Raw genomic sequence first — 18,185 nt, forward strand, 5'->3', positions numbered from 1 at the left:
TTTTAAATATCCTCTGGTTTTTTAGTTAAATTTATAATTTTTTTAGCTCTTACAATACCTTTTTGAGAACCAACTAATAATAATTTACAATTAGCATTAATTAACATTGTTCCTTTTGGCATTTGAACAAACTTACCTTTTTCTTCTGTAATTCCAATAATAGAAACTTTTAATCTATCTCTTAAATGTATATCTTTTATCTCTCTATTTACAACCCAAGAATCAGCATTTACAAAAATCTCTTCCATATCTATTGGAGTATCTCGTTTATATAAGAATTCATCAAGAACATTTTCCATATCAGGTCTAATTGCCATTGCTGAAACTCTTTTTGCCATAAGAGAAGGAGTTGCAACAACTTTATCAGCTCCAAGTTTTTGAAGTCTAATTTTTTCATTTTGTGTTTCTGCATTTGAAATAATTAAAAAAGGATTTCGTCCTAGCTCTTTTTCATAAAGCCTAACAGAAGCTATTAAAGTAATATTATCTGAAATATTTTTTGATAATGAAATTGCACCTTTTGCTGAACTCAAATGAGATTTTAAGAAAGCTACCTCTTTATATGGCTCTTCTTTTACAAAATATGGATAATTATTCTCTTTAGCAATCTCTTCAATATCTTCTCTTGGATCAACTACAACAAAAGGAATGTGATTATCTCTAAATTGTCTTGCCACTTGTGCTGTATATTCATTGTGATAACAAATGACGAAATGTTTTCTTAATCTTGCTATTTTATAAAGCATTTTTCTCTCCCGTAATAATACTAATAAAGAACCATTTGCTATAACATCAATTACAATCCCCACAGAAAAAGTAAGTGTAGCAAAACCTGCTAACATCAAACATACTGTAAATACAATTCCTTGATTACTGAAATTTGCTTCATTTAATGCACCAAATCCTGTTGTAGTAAATGTATAAGCTGATTGAAAAATAGCATGCATAATTGAATAATCTTCAATGTAAACATAACCTAATGTTCCTATCATCATTATAGACTGAATTAGGATTAATGGTAATCTAAAGGGTTTTAATTGTGAATATATTAAGGGATTTAAATCGTATTGAGGTTTGGCTGTTCTTATTTCCCAGCCAATAGCCTTTTTTACTTTAGTAAAGATGCTCATGAAAGCACTTTTCTAGAGCCTACTTATGAGTGTTTTTTAAGAGTTCTTAACTCTTTTGCTGAAACTTTTAATTTAGTTGTAGTTCCATCTTCTAATGTAACTCTTACCGTTCTAATATTTGGTAAAAATCTTCTTTTTGTTCTGTTTTTTGCATGACTTACGTTGTTTCCAGACATAGGCCCTTTTCCAGATATTGCACATCTTCTTGACATTTGTATTCCTTCTATAGTGAAAAATATTTGCGTATTCTACCTTATTTTTCTTAAGGTAAATTTAAACATTACTTAGTATATGTTTAAATTTCGATAAATTGTTTTCAAGAGTAAACTCTAAAGCTAGTTTTCTATTCTCTTTTTTTATTAGTTTCAAATCATCTTTTCCATTTAAAATTGCATCGATTTTAAATATTAAACTTTGATCAGTTGGGCTATCCATTGAAGCAAAAACATCTACAATCTCTTTTGCATCATTATCAATATTCAGAAAAACTGCACACTTGCAAAACATTGCTTTTATAATATTTGTAGAAAAAGATTTATTATAAGTTGGTAATAAAAATATATCAGAAACTAAAAATAGATCATTTATATTTGAATAATTTTCTAGCACAATAATTTTATTTTCAAGTTTTGAATACTTAGGTAGTTGAAATTTTAAAGTGTTAATTTGATTTTTTTCACCTGCGATTATTATTTTGAAATCCTCATAAGTAATAGAAGAACAAATATCTAAAAACTCTTTTACACCTGAAGATTTAAAGTTTTTAGCAGTAAAAAAGATAATTTTTGTTTTTAAATCAATTTGAAATTCTTCACAAAATTTTGCTTTTACCTCTTTTATCTTTTTATATTCGATATTAATACTTGGATAAATCACTTTTATTTTTTCATGGGAAATTTTAGTTTTTGCTATTATTTGATTCATCGAAGCAAAAGTATTTGTAATAGTAATTTTTGAATTTTGAATTTTATCAATAGAGTTATCATCTAAAAGACCAGAATGAAAATATACATCAGCATATGTTTTTTTAGAAAACAATTTAGTAAAAAAATTTCCTTCTTTTAAAACTTCTATATCCTTTTGTTTTTTTAGTTCATCAATTAACAAATTTGTTGTTTTGTATGAGATTGTTGTTTTGTTCATAAATTACTTTTAGAGCCCTTTTATTTTTTTTAAGATAATATCTTTTTTATAATTATAATTTAATATGAAAAGAGAAATTTGTCTAATTTATTAAAAAAAATAAAAAATACACCGCGAATTGATTTAATAAATTATTTGATACTCATTTATGCTTTTACACTAAGTTTTCCCAGTGAAATAAAAAGAGTTGTTGCTATTGTAATGATAATTCTTTGGTTAACAGATAGAACAAAATATGAATTTATTCTTCCCAAAACAAATATATTTTTATTTTTTTGGATATTTATAGGATATTGTTTGTTATCTTATTTTTGGAGTGATGTAAGTTTTAATGAAGCTTTAAAATATCTAAAAAGATATTGGTATTATTTACCAATTTTTATTATCTTTAAATATCTTAAAAAAGAATATTTTGAATATACTATTTCCTTTTTTCTTTTAGGAATGTTAATTAGTGAGATATTATCTTACGGCAATTATTTTTCTATCTGGCAAATTGGCATGGGTAAACCGCATGACCCTACTGTATTTATGCAACATACACTTTATAGTATATTCTTATCTGTAACTACTATATTTTTAATGTCTAAAGTAATTCATGAAAAAGATAAAAAAAGAAAGTTCATGTATCTTTTATTTTTTACTACTGTAACAATAAATCTACTACTAAATTCAGGGAGAACTGGTTATTTTACCTTATTTATTACAATGATTGTTGTAATTATAACTATTTACAGAATGAACTTGAAAATAATTTTTGGCACAATAATCATAATTTCTTTTGTATTATTTTCAGCATACAATTTATCACCAAATTTTAAAAATAGAACTTATGCAATTAAATCTGATATTACAAAAGTAATTGATAATTCTAACTATAGCACTTCAGTTGGAGCGAGAATTGGTTTATGGATTATTGCAAAAGAAATATTAGAAGATAATTCATTATTTGGAGTAGGAATAGCAAATAACATAAATAAAAAAAATGAATACATAACTAGTAATAATTTAGAAAACTTTAGCTACATCAAAACCTTAGTACATTTTCATAATAATTTTCTTGAAATCATTACTCAGTTTGGAATTATTGGTTTGACTTTATTTGCTTATTTATTTTATTTAATAGCTAAAATTAAAATTGAAGATAAAACTATTTACATATTAAAAATTTCTACTTTATGTATTTTCTTCTTGGGTAGTTTAACTGATGTCTTATTTTATCTAAATGATACAATGTTCTTATTTTCATTTGTTATTGGGATTTTATTAGCAAAATATAAATTAGAATATCAAGACAAGGAACTGTTATTAATAAGTGATAAATACTGATTAATAATATTTTCTTCACTAAATTTACTAATATATTCATCTTTAATACCGATATTATGTTCCATCATTTGATTCATTTTTATCGATAGATCATCAGAGTCATTAACTTTTGCTAAATATTTTGATAGCTCACCAGTTAAAATCTCACTTGGCCCCGAAATACAATTTGTTGAAACAACGGGCGTTCCTAAAATTAAAGATTCAATTAATACTGTTGGTAAGCCCTCCCTTTCAGAAGAAAGAATTAAGAATTTAGCTCTTTTTATAATTGGGTATGGATTTTTATTAAACCCTAAAATAATAACTTTTTTTTCTAATCCCCTATCCTTAATCATTTCTATCAACTCTTTTATTGGACTACATAACAAAAATAGTTTTAATTCGATTGCAGATTTTTTATAAGCATCAAGAAGAATATCATATCGTTTAACAGGTCTAAATGCAGAAGCACTTAATATATAATCTTCTTCAATTTCTTCAATCTTTTCATCTCCTTTTTTTCTTATTTCATTAAAATCAAAAGGGTTATATATACGAGTAACTGATTCATATCCAATATTTAAACTATCTAAATCTTCTTTAATTTTATTAGCTACAATAACTAACTTCTTATTTTTATATATTCGTTTATAAAGTTTATACTTTTTATTAGCACGAGAATCATTACCTCTAGATTTAAATTCTTCAATTTCTTGTAAATACGATGTATGAATACAAAAATAGATATTTTTTCTCGTTGAATAATACAAAACCCTATCACTTGCGGGTAAGTTTGATAAAATTAAATCAAAGTTTTTATTTTCTTGTTTTTCAATTATAGATAATTTTTTTTCTAAAAGATAATGTAATCTTTTATCTCCAATAAATGAAAATAATTTATGATATTTTCTATTTGTAGTCAAACTAATGATTTTGCACTTTTCATTATCAGATAAATCGTAACTAATAATATCCTCAAGTAGGATGATATATATACTATGTCCAAACTTTTCAAACATATTAAAAAGATTTAAAACTACTTTTTCAGCACCACTTCCTGCAAGATTTGTAATAACTAGACCTATTAATTTATTATTTTGCATCATTATTTTCTATTATTAAATTTATTTCGTTAAACATTAATTCAATTCTTTTATTTGCATCATTTATATAATCCTCAATTTTATTTAGTTCTTCTTTAGAAAAAAAGTTGCTCTTTCTATTTACTTTCTCAAAATCATTTAGTTCTTTTATATCAATGATTCTTCTTTTATTTAAGCCAATATCACTCAATAAAGATTCAATTTTAAAAGTATTTGAAGATATAGCAACAAAGGGTACTTTAAAATGTAAAGACAAACAAATTGCATGAAACCTTGCAGATATTAGAAAACTAGAATTTCTTATATTTTCTAATAAATCATCTTCATTATCTACAAGAATAAATCTTTTATATTTATATTTAAGAGTTTTAGATTTCTCAATAAAAGATCCATAATTATTAAAAAAATTAAATTTTAATTTCTTAAAAAATCCATTCAAATTACTATATTTTTCAAAAGGAGCTATTATTGGAAGAAAAGTAATTTTATTTTTCTCTGCAATTTTATATAACTTTTCTGATTTCTTAATATCATGACTATCAGTTATATATACTTTTTTTTTATCTTTTAGTACATAATTTTTTTTCAATGCATAAAAGGTCATGTCTGGCACAACCTCAGAATCAATATTATTTTTTATTAACTCTTTTTTACTAAATGTTTCTCTCACATAAATTTTTCTAAATTTTGAGACTAATTCTGAAAACTTTTCAGAATTATTCTGATAAGTCATATTTATTAAGAAACAAGGTTTATTCGTATAATTTACAATTTCTAATAAAGAATAGGCATAATCACTATCATCATGTATTGTTCCCTCTGCATTTATTATAACTCCATCAGATTGATTTAAATTATTTAAGAAAGATGCGTTTTTTTTCCAATCTATTCCTATTGGATTTGTTGCAAGTAATTTTATATCTCTTTTTTCTAAATTTCTTTTTATATTTTCAATAACTATATTGCAACCATGATGATTCTCAAACGAAGTATCATTCAATAAAACTATATTTTTCAATATTAATTTACCTTTATTAATGGGATTTTTTTCTCCATATAATTTTTATATAGATTTTCATACTCTACAATTTGACTCTCTTTTTGTAATTGTGTTTTATCTAATTTAATTATATTAAGAAATTTTATATCATATAAATAGCCTAATGTTTCGAGGGCTGTTGATCGAATTGTTATTAAACCTAAAGGTTTCTTTTGATGTTTAAAAATTGCTAATTCTAAAATTGTAGGAAATTTTTTAAGTTCAAAACCACCTTTTATAGATAATTCTTTTAAATAATCAATATCTTCATATCTGTGAGGAATATATATTATTTTATATTCTTTAAAATATTTAATTGTATTTTTTAATATTTCTTCAAAATACTCTTTTTTTATATAACTATTAATTAAGTTTGAACCTATAAAAAATATCTCATTATCTTGTGGTAAACTATTAATTAATTTTTTGAATTCACTATAATCGTTTTTTATAATCTCATTATTTAATGAATAAAAATTTAAATCAAAAAATGTAAAAATTTTCAATTTATCAATAAAATCTAAATTAAACTTTAGTCCTCTTATTCTATTTAATAGAATATTTTGGAATTTATTTTTATAAGTATCATTTTTAATATTATTAGCAATTAAAAATGTTTCATTGCCATCATCAATTAATATATTATTCTTTGCATTAATTTGATTTACTGAATGTATAATATAAGAGGTAATTAAACCAAAAAAACAAAATTCAACATCTTTATACTTTCTTAATATATTACTTAAAATAAAAGAATAAAAAATTTTATTAAAAAAATTTAATTTAAAAAAATATACTTTTTCCCAGAATAACTCTTTTGAAATTTCCTCAAAAAGATTTTTATCTACTTCATTTTTATATATACATATTAAAATATTAGAACCATTTGTATTAAATCTTTTAATTGCTTCTATACAATTAAACAATTGAAAAGGTGTTCGTATTAAGCAGATTGATAGTTTTTTCATCTAAATTCTTTCTTCATAAAAGTTTTAAATTCATAATTAATGTTTTTATTATTAAATTCATGTTTATTTTCTTGTGAACAAAAATCTTTTAATCTTATTATTTGATTATTTGATTCGAATTTCTCTAATATGCTTTTATAATTTTCATCAGTATTTGAATATTCATTTCCAATTGTAAAAACCTCTTTTGATGAAGAGATAGCTTCACTAATCATTGAAGAACTCTCTTCTGTTACAAAAATAACATCACTTAAACCTAAAAAAGGTAATAATATTTTTTCCTCTTTTTTATTGTATGCTACAAAATAAGTGTAAAACCCTTTTAACTTATCTTCCAATTTATTCTCTATTTCAACTGGTGTTCTTCTTGAAGTTGTGATAAGCCATTTGATATTTTTTTCTTTTGATACTTTTTTTACAAACTTTATTAAATCATCATAAAATTTATTATCATATTTATATCCAGCACCATTTCCACCTATTAACAAAGTATAATATTTTTGATTAATATCTAAATTATTTAATTTTAAAAACTCTTCTGATTTTTCTAATAACTTCTCTTTTGTAATAGTATTTGGTGCAACATCTAAAATTATTTGATTTTTATATCCCAAATCAATTACAGTTGTTATATTTGTAAAAAGTTCTTCTTTTAGACCTCTCAAAGCTCCATTTAAAATATTTTTACATTTATAAACTTTTGTAAACCATGCATTTAAATTTGAAGTATTTCCACCTGTTGAGATAATTAAATCTGGTTTATTTTTAGGAATATTAAAAGTTTTATAAAAAAAAGAAAGATATTTTAAACTATTCTCTTGAAAAAAATCAGAAAAAGTATTTAATAAAAATCTTAATATTTTTCTAGATAGTTTTGATTTTATCTCTATTTGAATATACTCAACTTCTAAATCATTATAAATTTCTTTTAAATATAATACTAATCCATCTGTTTGATTGTAGTGACCTGGTTTATCATCTTTTATTACTAATAGTTTCATTATTTTAAAACTTCTTTATAAACTTCAACTGTTTCATTTAGCATATTTTCTATTGTAAATTTATTTTGTGCATAATCAAATTTCTCTTGAAAATCAGATATTACTTCAGCATAATTATCTTTTATAAATTCAATTTTATTTGAGAGTTTTTCTATATTTGAGAAAGGAACAGTATATTTAGCTCCAAGAAGTTTTTCCATATCAGAAACAGGAGTAGAAATAAAAGGAGTTTTACAAAACATAGTCTCAACAAAAGTATAAGGAAAACCTTCATTATCAGATGACATAACAAATAAAGAAGATGAAGAAACTATCTTTTTAACTTCAGCATTTGCTAAATTGCCAGTGAAAGTAACTTTATTTTTAATATCTAATCTTGCAACTTCATTTTTTAAACTCTTCTCTTCATCTCCAGAACCTACTAAAATCAAGTGTAAATTTAGATTTTTAATAGCTGCTAATATTAATTCAAATCTTTTTACTTTTGTTAATCTTGCAACACTACAAATTATAAATTTATCTTTTTCAATGTTATATTTAAAGTAAAGATCTATTTTTAAATTTTCATCACTGTTGAATGCTATACCATTGTATATTGTAACTCTATTTTTTGTTTTTAGATCTTTTCCAATATTATCTGAAACAGTAATCACAAAATCACTTTTTTCAAAAGCTAATAAATTTTTTTTATAATTATGTAAAGTAGAAACTATCTTAGAATTAATAAATGATTTTATTTTTGTCACCATAGAAGTTGCTTTATTAGCTTGAGTATGAATAATATCAAAATTCTCTTTTTTTAGTATTTTGTAAAGTTTAAATAAAATAAAAAAATTATTCCTGCTTTTAGATAAATCAAGAGGAATAAATTTAATATTTTCAAAAGATTCCTCAAAATCTTTATGAGCAATTACAGTTATATCGAAACCTCTATTTGCTAACTGTTTTGATAATTCAATAGTGTGTTTTTCCAAACCGCCATCTTCATTTCCTGCAAGAACTTGACATATTTTCATTTTTTAAAACCTCTCAATCCTCTTTTAAGTTTAATCTTAAATGCAAACATATTATCTTTGCCACTTATTGTGATTCTTTTTAACTCAAATAAATCTGACTTTGTTAAATCATCTATACCTTTTGTTGTAGTTGTTGCATTTGTGTAAGACTCTTGAACTAATTTTATATCTTCTTTATCATACAGACCAAAAGGATAACAAAAAGAGATACATTTTATATTAAATTTTTTTTCTATTTCTAGCTTAGAATTTTTTATTTCATCAAGCTTTTGTCGTTTATTTAAAGTAGGTAAATTATCATGGGTCATTGTGTGAGAACCAATTTCAATTAAACCAGAATTTATTAATTCAGATATTTGTTCATCCAATAATTTTGGTTCATTTTTCAATTCTCCACTACTATTTTTCTTTTTTCTTTTTGATGACCACTCTTTATTATGTCTATCAATAACAAGATAAATTGTAGCTTTTGCATTATATTTCTTTAAAATAGGAAAAGCATTTGTAAAGTTATCTTCATATCCATCATCAAAAGTTATGGCAATTGATTTTTCTGATAAATTATTTTTATTTTCTATTAATTCACTCATAGTGAAAAAAGTCCAATTATTATCACTTAAGTATTTTATTTGCTTTTCAAACTCTGCTGGTTTTACTCTAAGACCATTAAACTTAGCATTTTTTTTATGATCAAAAATCATGTGATACATTAAAATTCTAGGATAATTATAATCTATAATTTTAGTCCACCAAGCATACTTGTATGAATAATATATAAAAATAATTGCTAATATTAAAAATAATAGTTCCAACTTAGACTAACCTTTTATAAACTTCTATAGTTTTATTTAACATATTTTCCAATGAAAAATTGCTATAAATATAATTATATCCATTAAACTTTAGATTTCTAGATTTTAAAATATTTTTAGCTAACTCTTTATCATCACCAACTTCAAAGAAAAAGCCATTTTCATTTTCAATTATTATATCTTTTACTCCGCCATGATTTGTAGCAATTACTGGTTTATTCATACAAATTGCCTCTGCAACTGCACGACCAAAACTCTCTGGTTTTTTTGAACTGCTGATTACAACATCACTTAAAGCATAGATTTGCTCTATTTTACTTTGACTTCCTGTAAAAATAATATTATCTTCTAAAGCTAACTTTTTTATTAAATTCTTTAAAGAGTTCAAATAATCTTCTTTATCACTTCTTACCCCACCAACTATTAAACCTACAATATTTGGAAGTTCATTTTTTACTATTAAAATTGCTTTTATAAAAGTCTCATAATCTTTTAATTGAGTAACTCTTCCCACACTTGAAACTATAAATTTATTTTCTAAATTAAACTCTTTTTTAAAATTTACAATAAATCTATTATCTATATTTTTTTCATTAAAAAGTTGTAAATCAATGCCTCTTGGAATTACAGTTATTTTAGATTCACTTGTTTGATAATGTTTTTGAATATACTCTTTTATGCTATTACTAACACATATAACTGCATCTGCTTTTTGCATAATTGAACTATAAAAACCAACACTATTAAAACCGTGAACTGTACTCACAACTTTTATTTTTAAACTCTTATTTGCAAAATAGACAAGCCAAGCAGGAACTCTACTTCTTACATGAATAATATTTGGATTTAAATCTTTTAAAATCTTTTTTAGTCCATTAATTCTTGAAAAGGTAGTAAAAATATTTTTACTACAAACATCAAATTTTATGAAAGTTCCACCATCAAGATTAATTTGATTTTCAAGTTTTCCTCCTGCACTAATAACATATGATTCAATTCCAAGTTTTACATATTCTCGGTTTAGTTCAACAACACCTCGTTCAACTCCACCTTCATTTAATTCAGGCAATAACTGTACAATTCTCATAAATTTACTTTTCTCTTAATTGAAGATAATTATACTTTTTCATTAAAGAAGAAACAAAATTCTTTTCTTTTAAAAAGTCATGGGGTGTATCTGTTCTAATTTTTTCTAAATAAAAAGATTTAGTCTCAAAAAAATCAAATCCATATAAATCTACTTTTTGAGCGTTGCAATGTTCTAAGATAAAATATATAATTGATAATCCAGTAGTTGGTCTTATTTGATTTAATTCTTGATATAACTCTTCCCAGATAGAAAAAGGCAACATAAACATCTTTTTATGTAAATATATACTATAAATAGGTTTTACTGATAGTTTTGGAGTAATCCAAAATACATATTTAGGATTAAATTTTTCGTTTACTTCACTCTCTTTTAAAGGAAAAGAACTAGCCCAAATAGTAGTTTTATTTCCTTGAGATTTCGGCTCTTTAATCATGCCACTATTCATTCTTATAACAATATCATGGGAATCTATTTCTATTCCTAATTCTTGATCAAATAAACTTTGAGCATTTCCAATAATTGCAATTGATTTATTATTAAAAAATTCTTTAAATTTATCTTCTTTTAAAGTAAGCTTCCTTAATAGTTTATTTACCAATACCTTTAGTAGTTTCATATTAATTTCTACAATTTCCAAGTAGGATTAGGAACAATTCCTTTAACATCAATAATGATTTTTTCACCAGTTATTATATTATCATACTCTTTTTGGCTTAATGATTTAAATTTATCATGTCCCACTGCTACTAAAATTGAATCATATTTTTTTGAGTTTTCAAATGGATTTTCTACAAAGTTATAATCATAATAATCTTTATCTTTTTCATCTATCCAAGGCTCATATACATCGATGTTTGCACCATAATCTTTTAATTCAGAGATAATATCTACAACTTTTGTATTTCTAATATCAGGGCAATTTTCTTTAAAAGTTAATCCCATAATTAAGATATTTGAATCTTTTATAAGTTTCCCAGCTTTAATCATAAGTTTAATAGTTTTTTCAGCGATATATTTACCCATTCCATTATTTATTTGTCTAGCACCCAAAATTAAGTTTGGTTTATAACCTAATTCTTCAGATTTATAAGTAAGATAATATGGATCAACACCAATACAATGACCTCCAACCAATCCTGGTTTTAATTTAATAAAATTCCATTTAGTTGCAGCTGCTTCAATTACATCATTTGTATTTATATTCATAGTATCAAAGATTAGTGCTAATTCATTTATAAGTGCAATATTTACATCTCTTTGAGTATTTTCAATTACTTTTGCAGCTTCTGCTACTTTTATTGAGCTTGCTTTATATGTTCCTGCAATTATAATTGATTTATATAATTCATCAACTACAATTGCAATTGTTGGATTTGAGCCAGAAGTTATTTTAAGAATTTTTGTAACTGTATGTTCTTTATCACCTGGATTAATTCGCTCAGGACTATATCCGCAAAAGAAATCTTTGTTAAAGACCATTCCAGATTCACGTTCAAGTTCAGGCACACAAACTTCTTCAGTAACACCAGGATATACTGTACTTTCATAAATTACAATATCATCTTTTTTAAGAACTTTTCCTATAGTTTGTGAAGATTTTATTAAAGGAGTTAAATCAGGTCTATTTGAAGAATCAATAGGAGTTGGAACCGTAACAATGTAAATATTACAATCTTTAATATCATCCATGTTAGTTGTATATATCATACCATTAGCAATTGATTCAGTAACTTCTTCATTTGTTAGTTCTAGTGTTCTATCATATCCTGTACTTAATTCAGCAACTCTTGGTTTATTTATATCAAAACCTACAACTTGATATTTTTTACTAAATGCATGAGCTAATGGAAGACCTACGTATCCAAGTCCTATGATACAAATTTTTTTATTCAACTTTTTTCCTTTAAATCTTTAGATTTTTATTTTTTTTAATATCTTTGCAAAATCTAGTTTTTCATCCATATTATTTATAATAGATGCCAACTTATGATATTTTGTATTTTCTTTTTTTGATTCTAAGTTTATAATACTAATTTTTGCATCACTATTTGCTCTTACTTCACTAAGCATTGATGTTGAATCAATAGTTATAAAAAACTCATCACAAATTGCAATAAAATCCCCTATTGGATTTATATTAGGTTCTTTTGAATAAATTAATTTATAATCAAAAGCATATTTATCAATCAACATTTCTACATCAGAAGAAGTTCTTCTTGATGTTGTAATATATTTTAAATATTCAGGATATTTTTCAAAAATTTCATCTAATTTCTGTTTAATTAAATTACAATTCATAGAAAAGATTCCATTATCTCCACCAATGATTATAGCTAATGATTTTTTATCATCAACTTTTTTAAGATAACCTTTAGGGCTTGAATAAGATAAATTCAAAGGGATTGCAATTAAATTATCCAATAATACTGGATGATCATGTTCTTGTGCAATAATATAATAGAAAGTTGAGTATTTATATGATTTTGGAAGCATTAAAGCTATTGATTTTTTATTATACTTTTGAGCTATTACTTTATTAAAATAATAAGTTCCAGAACCAGCACTAATAATTGCATCGTAAAACTCTGGATAATAATTTTTATGTTCTTCAAAAAGTGATTCTGTAAAAAAATCAAAGTTATCAAAAATGTAAGATAAAGCTTTATGAAACTTTGATTTAAATTTAACTTCTAAAATATCATAACTAATATTTTTAATTTTACAAAAAGCAATTGATTGATTTAAATGACCTGGTTTCCCATCACTTATTATTAGAATTCTTTTCATATATCTCTTTATAATGACTTTTAAATCTTTTATGTGCCCAAAACCACTGCTTCTTATCTTCATAAATTATAGCAGATATTGCATTAGCTTCTAATTGAGCTATTCTTTTTATATCTTCTTTTTCATCTTCAGTTTTTATAGGAATTATTGGTTCATAAACTTTGATTTTATACTTATAATTATTCTGATTAAAAATAGCAATTGGAATGATATATGCTCCAAATTTTCTTGATAAATTTGCGCTTGAAGATGATTGATAAGCCATTTTACCTAAAAACTCAACTTCTTCACCTTCTCTTGAATTTATATTTTGATCAATTATCAAAGATACAGCTTCTTTTTTTATCATTGCTTTTACAAGTGTTTTTATAGCACCTGATCTAAAAATGATTTTACTTCCTGATGCTTCTCTAGCTTTTATAATAAACTCATCAATTTCTTGAAAATTAGATTCCCTAGCTACTTGATAAACTGGAATTACAAATCTATTTATATAACTACTTAACATTTCAATATTTCCATAATGAGCGGATATAAAAATTAAAGGTATTCCTTGTTTTTTTAGATTTTCAATTATATGAACATTTTCAATACTTACAGTATTTTTTAACTCTTCATCTGTTAAATCCAAGTTCTCAATCATTGATTGAGCCCATAGAACTAAATTAAAATATGAATATTTCTGTATATTCTTTATTTCAGATTTTGATAAACTATTATTAAATACAAAATTTAAATTAGTTTCAATTATTTTATTTGTTTTTCTAGCAAATAAATACCCTAAATATGCTACAAATCTAAAAAATGCTCTTTCCATTGATCTTGGCAATTTTCTTAGTATAAAAACAACTACTAAAAAAAGTTTATAAACTATTTTTTTCATCATCAAATCTTTATTATTAAATCTTCTGGACTTTCCAATTTATCAATATTTGATTGAATTAAAAATGATTTATTTGATAGATTTATTTTTAATGTATCACTATCAAGTATATATTCAACTTTTGGTCTTGATAAATCTTGATTAATTGCAATATTAAGAGAAATCATAAATGACATCCATTGCATTACTTCTAAAGAGGGTAAAAGTTCTTCATATTTTAAAATATCACTTCTTGATGGAAGAGATTTTTTAGAAAATTTAATTGTATGAGCTACAATTACCCTTGAAGTATGTAAAAAATCATAATTTAAACCATTTAATATAAAATCAAAAGCATTATCATTTGATTTATAAAAGTTAAGTGTTGAACCTATAGAGTGTAGTTTAGATGCAATTATAAGTAATGTTCTAAATTTATTATCTAAATTATGTAAAGGTTTTAACACATCAAAAATTTTACTTGCATTATTTCCCATAAATGCACTTTGTTTTTCATCAATTTGAAATCTATCAAGCAAAGATCTAACACTAACATTAAAGTTTGCAGGGAATTTATGGTTACAATTTCTTAATACATCAGTTAGATAAACACCCTCACGAACTCCAGCTCCTGAAGTTATAACTTCATTAATGCTAAGTTCATCTAAAATAGTTTTAAATATAAAAGCACCCTCTTTTATAGTATCAAATCTATCTTTTTTTACACCTAATGATTTTAAATCATCATTATTTTGTGCTTGAATAATTTCTTCAAATAAAAATGATTCTTTTTTTGCTTTATAAGTATATCCATGAAGAATATCTAAAGGATAGTCATTGTTTGACATTACTATTTTAGATAAGGCTCTTATACTTCCACCAATTCCTACAACTTTTTTAGGAATTTCAATATTCAAATCAAAAATACTTTTTAAATTATCTAAAATATTTTTTCTTGCACCCTCAATATCATTTTTATTAAAATAAAGTTCTTTTATTCTAACTGTTCCTATATTTAAAGATATGGATTTTTCTACTTTTCCATCTTTTACAAAACAAAATTCTGTAGAACCTCCACCAATATCAACAGTTACAAAAGTATCATCGTGAAGTAAATTTAAAGCAGCAACGCCACCATAATAAGCCTCTTTTTCTCCATCAATTACTTTTATATTTAATCCTAAATCTTTTGAGATTCTAGAAATAAACACATTAGAATTTGGAGCATCTCTTAAAGCTGATGTTGCAACACAAATAATTTTTCTTGATTTTAAAGATTTAGATATATTTAAAAAAGATTTTAAAGATTCATATGCTCTTTGCATAGGAATCTCTTGTAGATTTCCGTTATTTTCATAACAGCCCTCAGATATTTTAACTCTACTTTTTGTTTCATTTATTAAACTAAATGCAAACCTACTACTTTTTTGTAATACAACCATTCGCATTGAGTTAGACCCAATGTCAATAATAGTTGTTACTTTAGACATTAATTCTCTTCTTCCATTAATTGTTCATACTTGAATGTTAATTCTTCCATCGTTTCTTGGTTATCTGGATCAATTATAATACAGTCAACTGGACAAACTTCAATACATGAAGGCTCTTCATAATGCCCTACACACTCTGTACATCTATCAGAATCAATCATATAAATTGGATCACCCTCTTCAATAGCATAGTTTGGACATTCTTCTCTACATGCATCACATGCAATACATTCATCAGTAATAATTAAAGACATATAACTTTTCCCTAGTATAATTTATTTATCTTGGAGTTATAACCTAAAATTCATTAATTATTTCTTTAATTAAATCAAATTTTTGTTTATTTTTTGTTATAAGTACAGTTCTATCAGTTTGATAAATAAAAAAATCTTTATTAATGTATAAAGCTGCTGCTACATCAAATTCTCTTATATTACCAAAATATAAGACAAAGTCATAATTCATTGAATCACATAATGACAAAGCTACTGCACCTAATGATCTAAATTTAATATTATTCTCATGCAGTTTTAAACAAATTTGTGGATATTCATATGCTCTTTCAAAGATAGCAATTTTTGTTTTTGATGATGTTATTGGTATTATTTCTTTGTTATTTAAAAGCGAGAAATACTTAATTTTACTATCAAATGCTCTATATGTAATAATTCCCGTTATTAGATTTGTAACAAATCCAGCAATTATAATTCCATCTTTTTGTAAAGCCACGGAAGAGCCATAATAAGGTAAATTAGAATAAAAATTATTACTTCCATCTATTGGATCTATTATAATTGTACACTCTTTATTTGTACTCTTTAAGCCACACTCTTCAGAATAAATATTTCCAAATTCTTCTAAAAGTTCTATAAAAATATTTTCTGCAAATAAATCCATCTTTAAAGAATTATCTCCACCAAAACCTATTGTATTTGTATATTCATAATCATTTAAAGTTAGATTTGTATTTATGTAAGTAAAGAGTTTTTTATTTGCAAGGATTACAGCCTTTATAAAATTCTCTTTATATAAGGCTGTAAGTTTAGTATTCATTTATTTTTATATTTCTTTTATAATAGCTTTAGCAGCTTCTCGTCCATCAAGTGCAGCAGTAACTGCTAAGTGAGCACCTCTTCGGCAATCTCCACCTGCATATACTTTTTTGTTTGAAGTTTTAAATTTAGAATCAATTACAATTCCACCCCATGAATTTGTTTCAACATTTAATTCTTTTAAAAATGATGGAACTTCAGGAGAGAATCCTAATGCTAAAATTATAATATCAGCTTCTTCTAAATATTCACTTCCTTCAATTATTGTAACTTTTTGTCTTCCACTAGCATCAGCTTCACTCATTGAAGTTTCATATAATTCTACCGCAGTTGCTAAATCATTTTGAACTTTAATTGATTTAGGAGCAACATTAAATACAAATTCAACTCCCTCTTCTTTTGCATTAACAACTTCTTTTTTAGATCCTGGCATATTTGCTTCATCTCTTCTATAAAGACATTTAACACTTTCAGCACCTTCTCTAACAGATGTTCTAACACAATCCATTGCAGTATCTCCACCACCAATTACAACTACTTTTTTATCTTTAACATCAATAAAATCAATTTTTTTATTTCCAAGATTTCTTTTTTGAAGTCCTGTTAAAAAATCAATCGCAAAATGAACATTTGAAGATTTTTCACCTTCAATTTTTACTTCATTACTTGCAGTTGAACCAATACCTAAAAATATTGCATCAAAATCGCTTTCAAGTTCTGAAATTGATTTATCTTTTCCAATTTCACAATTTGTATGTAATTTCATTCCAGCTTCTAATAACCAGTTAATTCTTCTATCAACTGTTGTTTTATCAAGTTTAAATCCTGGAATTCCATACATTAAAAGCCCACCAGCACGATCAGCTCTTTCAAACATTTCAACATTAAACCCTTTTCGTAAAAGGAATGTTGCAGCTGAAATACCAGCTGGTCCTGAACCAATTACGGCAACTTTTTTATCATTTTTGTGTTCAGTAAATTTAGGTTTCATTCCTTTTTCAAATGCATCTTCTGAAATAAATGTTTCAATTGCTCCAATTGAAATTGCACCATGACCTGTATTTAAAGAACATGCACCCTCACATAATACATCTTGTGGACAAATTCTTCCTAAAATTTCAGGGAAAGGAGATGTTTCATTTGATAAAGCAAATGCCATATCTGGATTTTTAGTTGCAGTTTGTTTTAACCAAGCTGGAATATAGTTTCCTAATGGACAACCTGTATGACAATATGGATCTCCACATTGCATACATCTATCAGCTTGTTCAGTTGCTCTTTGTTTTCCAAATACTTGATATACCTCTTTGAAATCTTTTAATCTTTGAAGTACATCCCTTTTTTCAGGATTAATTCTTTCAAATTTTGTAAAGTTTAACATCTC

19 protein-coding genes are annotated in these 18,185 nt (G+C 24.6%); 1 reads left to right on the top strand and 18 read right to left on the bottom strand.

Features of this window, described 5'->3' with window-relative positions; genetic code table 11:
- Nucleotides 1–2: 2 nt before the first annotated feature.
- From AVENP_RS12250 to AVENP_RS12260, 3 genes are all read right to left on the bottom strand, one after another.
- Complete coding sequence (locus tag AVENP_RS12250; RefSeq protein WP_128360242.1) at nt 3–1,130, bottom strand: potassium channel family protein; 1,128 nt, start codon at nt 1,128–1,130, stop codon at nt 3–5.
- A gap of 23 nt (nt 1,131–1,153) precedes the next feature.
- On the bottom strand, nt 1,154–1,342 hold the full coding sequence (gene rpmB / locus AVENP_RS12255) for a 50S ribosomal protein L28 (protein WP_128360241.1): 189 nt from the start codon (nt 1,340–1,342) through the stop codon (nt 1,154–1,156).
- Nucleotides 1,343–1,403: 61 nt separating this feature from the next.
- Nucleotides 1,404–2,273 (bottom strand): glycosyltransferase, encoded by an 870-nt coding sequence (locus AVENP_RS12260; protein WP_128360240.1) that lies wholly within the window; start codon nt 2,271–2,273, stop codon nt 1,404–1,406.
- Nucleotides 2,274–2,351: 78 nt separating this feature from the next.
- On the opposite strand from AVENP_RS12260, the gene AVENP_RS12265 reads away from it, so the two are divergent.
- Nucleotides 2,352–3,602, top strand: a complete 1,251-nt coding sequence (locus AVENP_RS12265; protein ID WP_128360239.1) for an O-antigen ligase family protein — start codon at nt 2,352–2,354, stop codon at nt 3,600–3,602.
- On the opposite strand, the gene AVENP_RS12270 is transcribed toward AVENP_RS12265, so the two are convergent.
- The 15 genes from AVENP_RS12270 to AVENP_RS12340 are packed head-to-tail and all read right to left on the bottom strand — an operon-like array spanning nt 3,563 to nt 18,182.
- Complete coding sequence (locus AVENP_RS12270; RefSeq protein WP_128360238.1) at nt 3,563–4,687, bottom strand: glycosyltransferase; 1,125 nt, start codon at nt 4,685–4,687, stop codon at nt 3,563–3,565. The genes AVENP_RS12265 and AVENP_RS12270 overlap by 40 nt on opposite strands.
- Nucleotides 4,674–5,702, bottom strand: a complete 1,029-nt coding sequence (locus AVENP_RS12275; protein WP_172664309.1) for a polysaccharide pyruvyl transferase family protein — start codon at nt 5,700–5,702, stop codon at nt 4,674–4,676. Before AVENP_RS12275 ends, AVENP_RS12270 begins: the two co-directional genes overlap by 14 nt.
- 2 nt (nt 5,703–5,704) lie before the next feature.
- Nucleotides 5,705–6,691 carry a hypothetical protein gene (locus AVENP_RS12280; RefSeq protein WP_128360236.1) on the bottom strand — a complete coding sequence of 329 codons (987 nt, stop codon included), beginning with the start codon at nt 6,689–6,691 and terminating at the stop codon, nt 5,705–5,707.
- Nucleotides 6,688–7,692: an ELM1/GtrOC1 family putative glycosyltransferase gene (locus tag AVENP_RS12285; protein WP_128360235.1), complete on the bottom strand. Its 1,005-nt coding sequence runs from the start codon at nt 7,690–7,692 to the stop codon at nt 6,688–6,690. The genes AVENP_RS12280 and AVENP_RS12285 overlap by 4 nt, the downstream gene beginning before the upstream one ends.
- A complete protein-coding gene (locus AVENP_RS12290) occupies nt 7,692–8,708 on the bottom strand; it encodes a glycosyltransferase family 4 protein (protein ID WP_128360234.1) in 1,017 nt (338 codons plus the stop codon). The genes AVENP_RS12285 and AVENP_RS12290 overlap by 1 nt, the downstream gene beginning before the upstream one ends.
- A complete protein-coding gene (locus AVENP_RS12295) occupies nt 8,705–9,520 on the bottom strand; it encodes a polysaccharide deacetylase family protein (RefSeq protein ID WP_128360233.1) in 816 nt (271 codons plus the stop codon). Before AVENP_RS12295 ends, AVENP_RS12290 begins: the two co-directional genes overlap by 4 nt.
- A 1-nt stretch (nt 9,521) precedes the next feature.
- Nucleotides 9,522–10,607 (bottom strand): glycosyltransferase family 4 protein, encoded by a 1,086-nt coding sequence (locus AVENP_RS12300; protein WP_128360232.1) that lies wholly within the window; start codon nt 10,605–10,607, stop codon nt 9,522–9,524.
- Between the two features lie 4 nt (nt 10,608–10,611).
- The gene (locus AVENP_RS12305) at nt 10,612–11,226 is read right to left on the bottom strand and encodes a glycosyltransferase family 29 protein (RefSeq protein WP_128360231.1); all 615 of its coding nucleotides are present in this window, start codon (nt 11,224–11,226) and stop codon (nt 10,612–10,614) included.
- Between the two features lie 8 nt (nt 11,227–11,234).
- On the bottom strand, nt 11,235–12,503 hold the full coding sequence (locus AVENP_RS12310; RefSeq protein WP_128360230.1) for a nucleotide sugar dehydrogenase: 1,269 nt from the start codon (nt 12,501–12,503) through the stop codon (nt 11,235–11,237).
- Between the two features lie 18 nt (nt 12,504–12,521).
- The gene (locus tag AVENP_RS12315; RefSeq protein ID WP_172664310.1) at nt 12,522–13,397 is read right to left on the bottom strand and encodes an ELM1/GtrOC1 family putative glycosyltransferase; all 876 of its coding nucleotides are present in this window, start codon (nt 13,395–13,397) and stop codon (nt 12,522–12,524) included.
- Nucleotides 13,372–14,280 (bottom strand): LpxL/LpxP family acyltransferase, encoded by a 909-nt coding sequence (locus tag AVENP_RS12320; protein WP_172664311.1) that lies wholly within the window; start codon nt 14,278–14,280, stop codon nt 13,372–13,374. The genes AVENP_RS12315 and AVENP_RS12320 overlap by 26 nt, the downstream gene beginning before the upstream one ends.
- A gap of 2 nt (nt 14,281–14,282) precedes the next feature.
- Entirely contained in the window at nt 14,283–15,749 is a 1,467-nt protein-coding gene (locus AVENP_RS12325) for a Ppx/GppA phosphatase family protein (RefSeq protein WP_128360227.1), read from the bottom strand.
- Nucleotides 15,749–16,003 carry a YfhL family 4Fe-4S dicluster ferredoxin gene (locus tag AVENP_RS12330; protein WP_128360226.1) on the bottom strand — a complete coding sequence of 85 codons (255 nt, stop codon included), beginning with the start codon at nt 16,001–16,003 and terminating at the stop codon, nt 15,749–15,751. The genes AVENP_RS12325 and AVENP_RS12330 overlap by 1 nt, the downstream gene beginning before the upstream one ends.
- A gap of 43 nt (nt 16,004–16,046) precedes the next feature.
- Entirely contained in the window at nt 16,047–16,802 is a 756-nt protein-coding gene (locus AVENP_RS12335; RefSeq protein ID WP_128360225.1) for an inositol monophosphatase family protein, read from the bottom strand.
- Nucleotides 16,803–16,808: 6 nt separating this feature from the next.
- The gene (locus tag AVENP_RS12340) at nt 16,809–18,182 is read right to left on the bottom strand and encodes a glutamate synthase subunit beta (protein ID WP_128360224.1); all 1,374 of its coding nucleotides are present in this window, start codon (nt 18,180–18,182) and stop codon (nt 16,809–16,811) included.
- Nucleotides 18,183–18,185: the final 3 nt, after the last annotated feature.

Source organism: Arcobacter venerupis (assembly GCF_013201665.1).
Lineage (GTDB): Bacteria > Campylobacterota > Campylobacteria > Campylobacterales > Arcobacteraceae > Aliarcobacter > Aliarcobacter venerupis.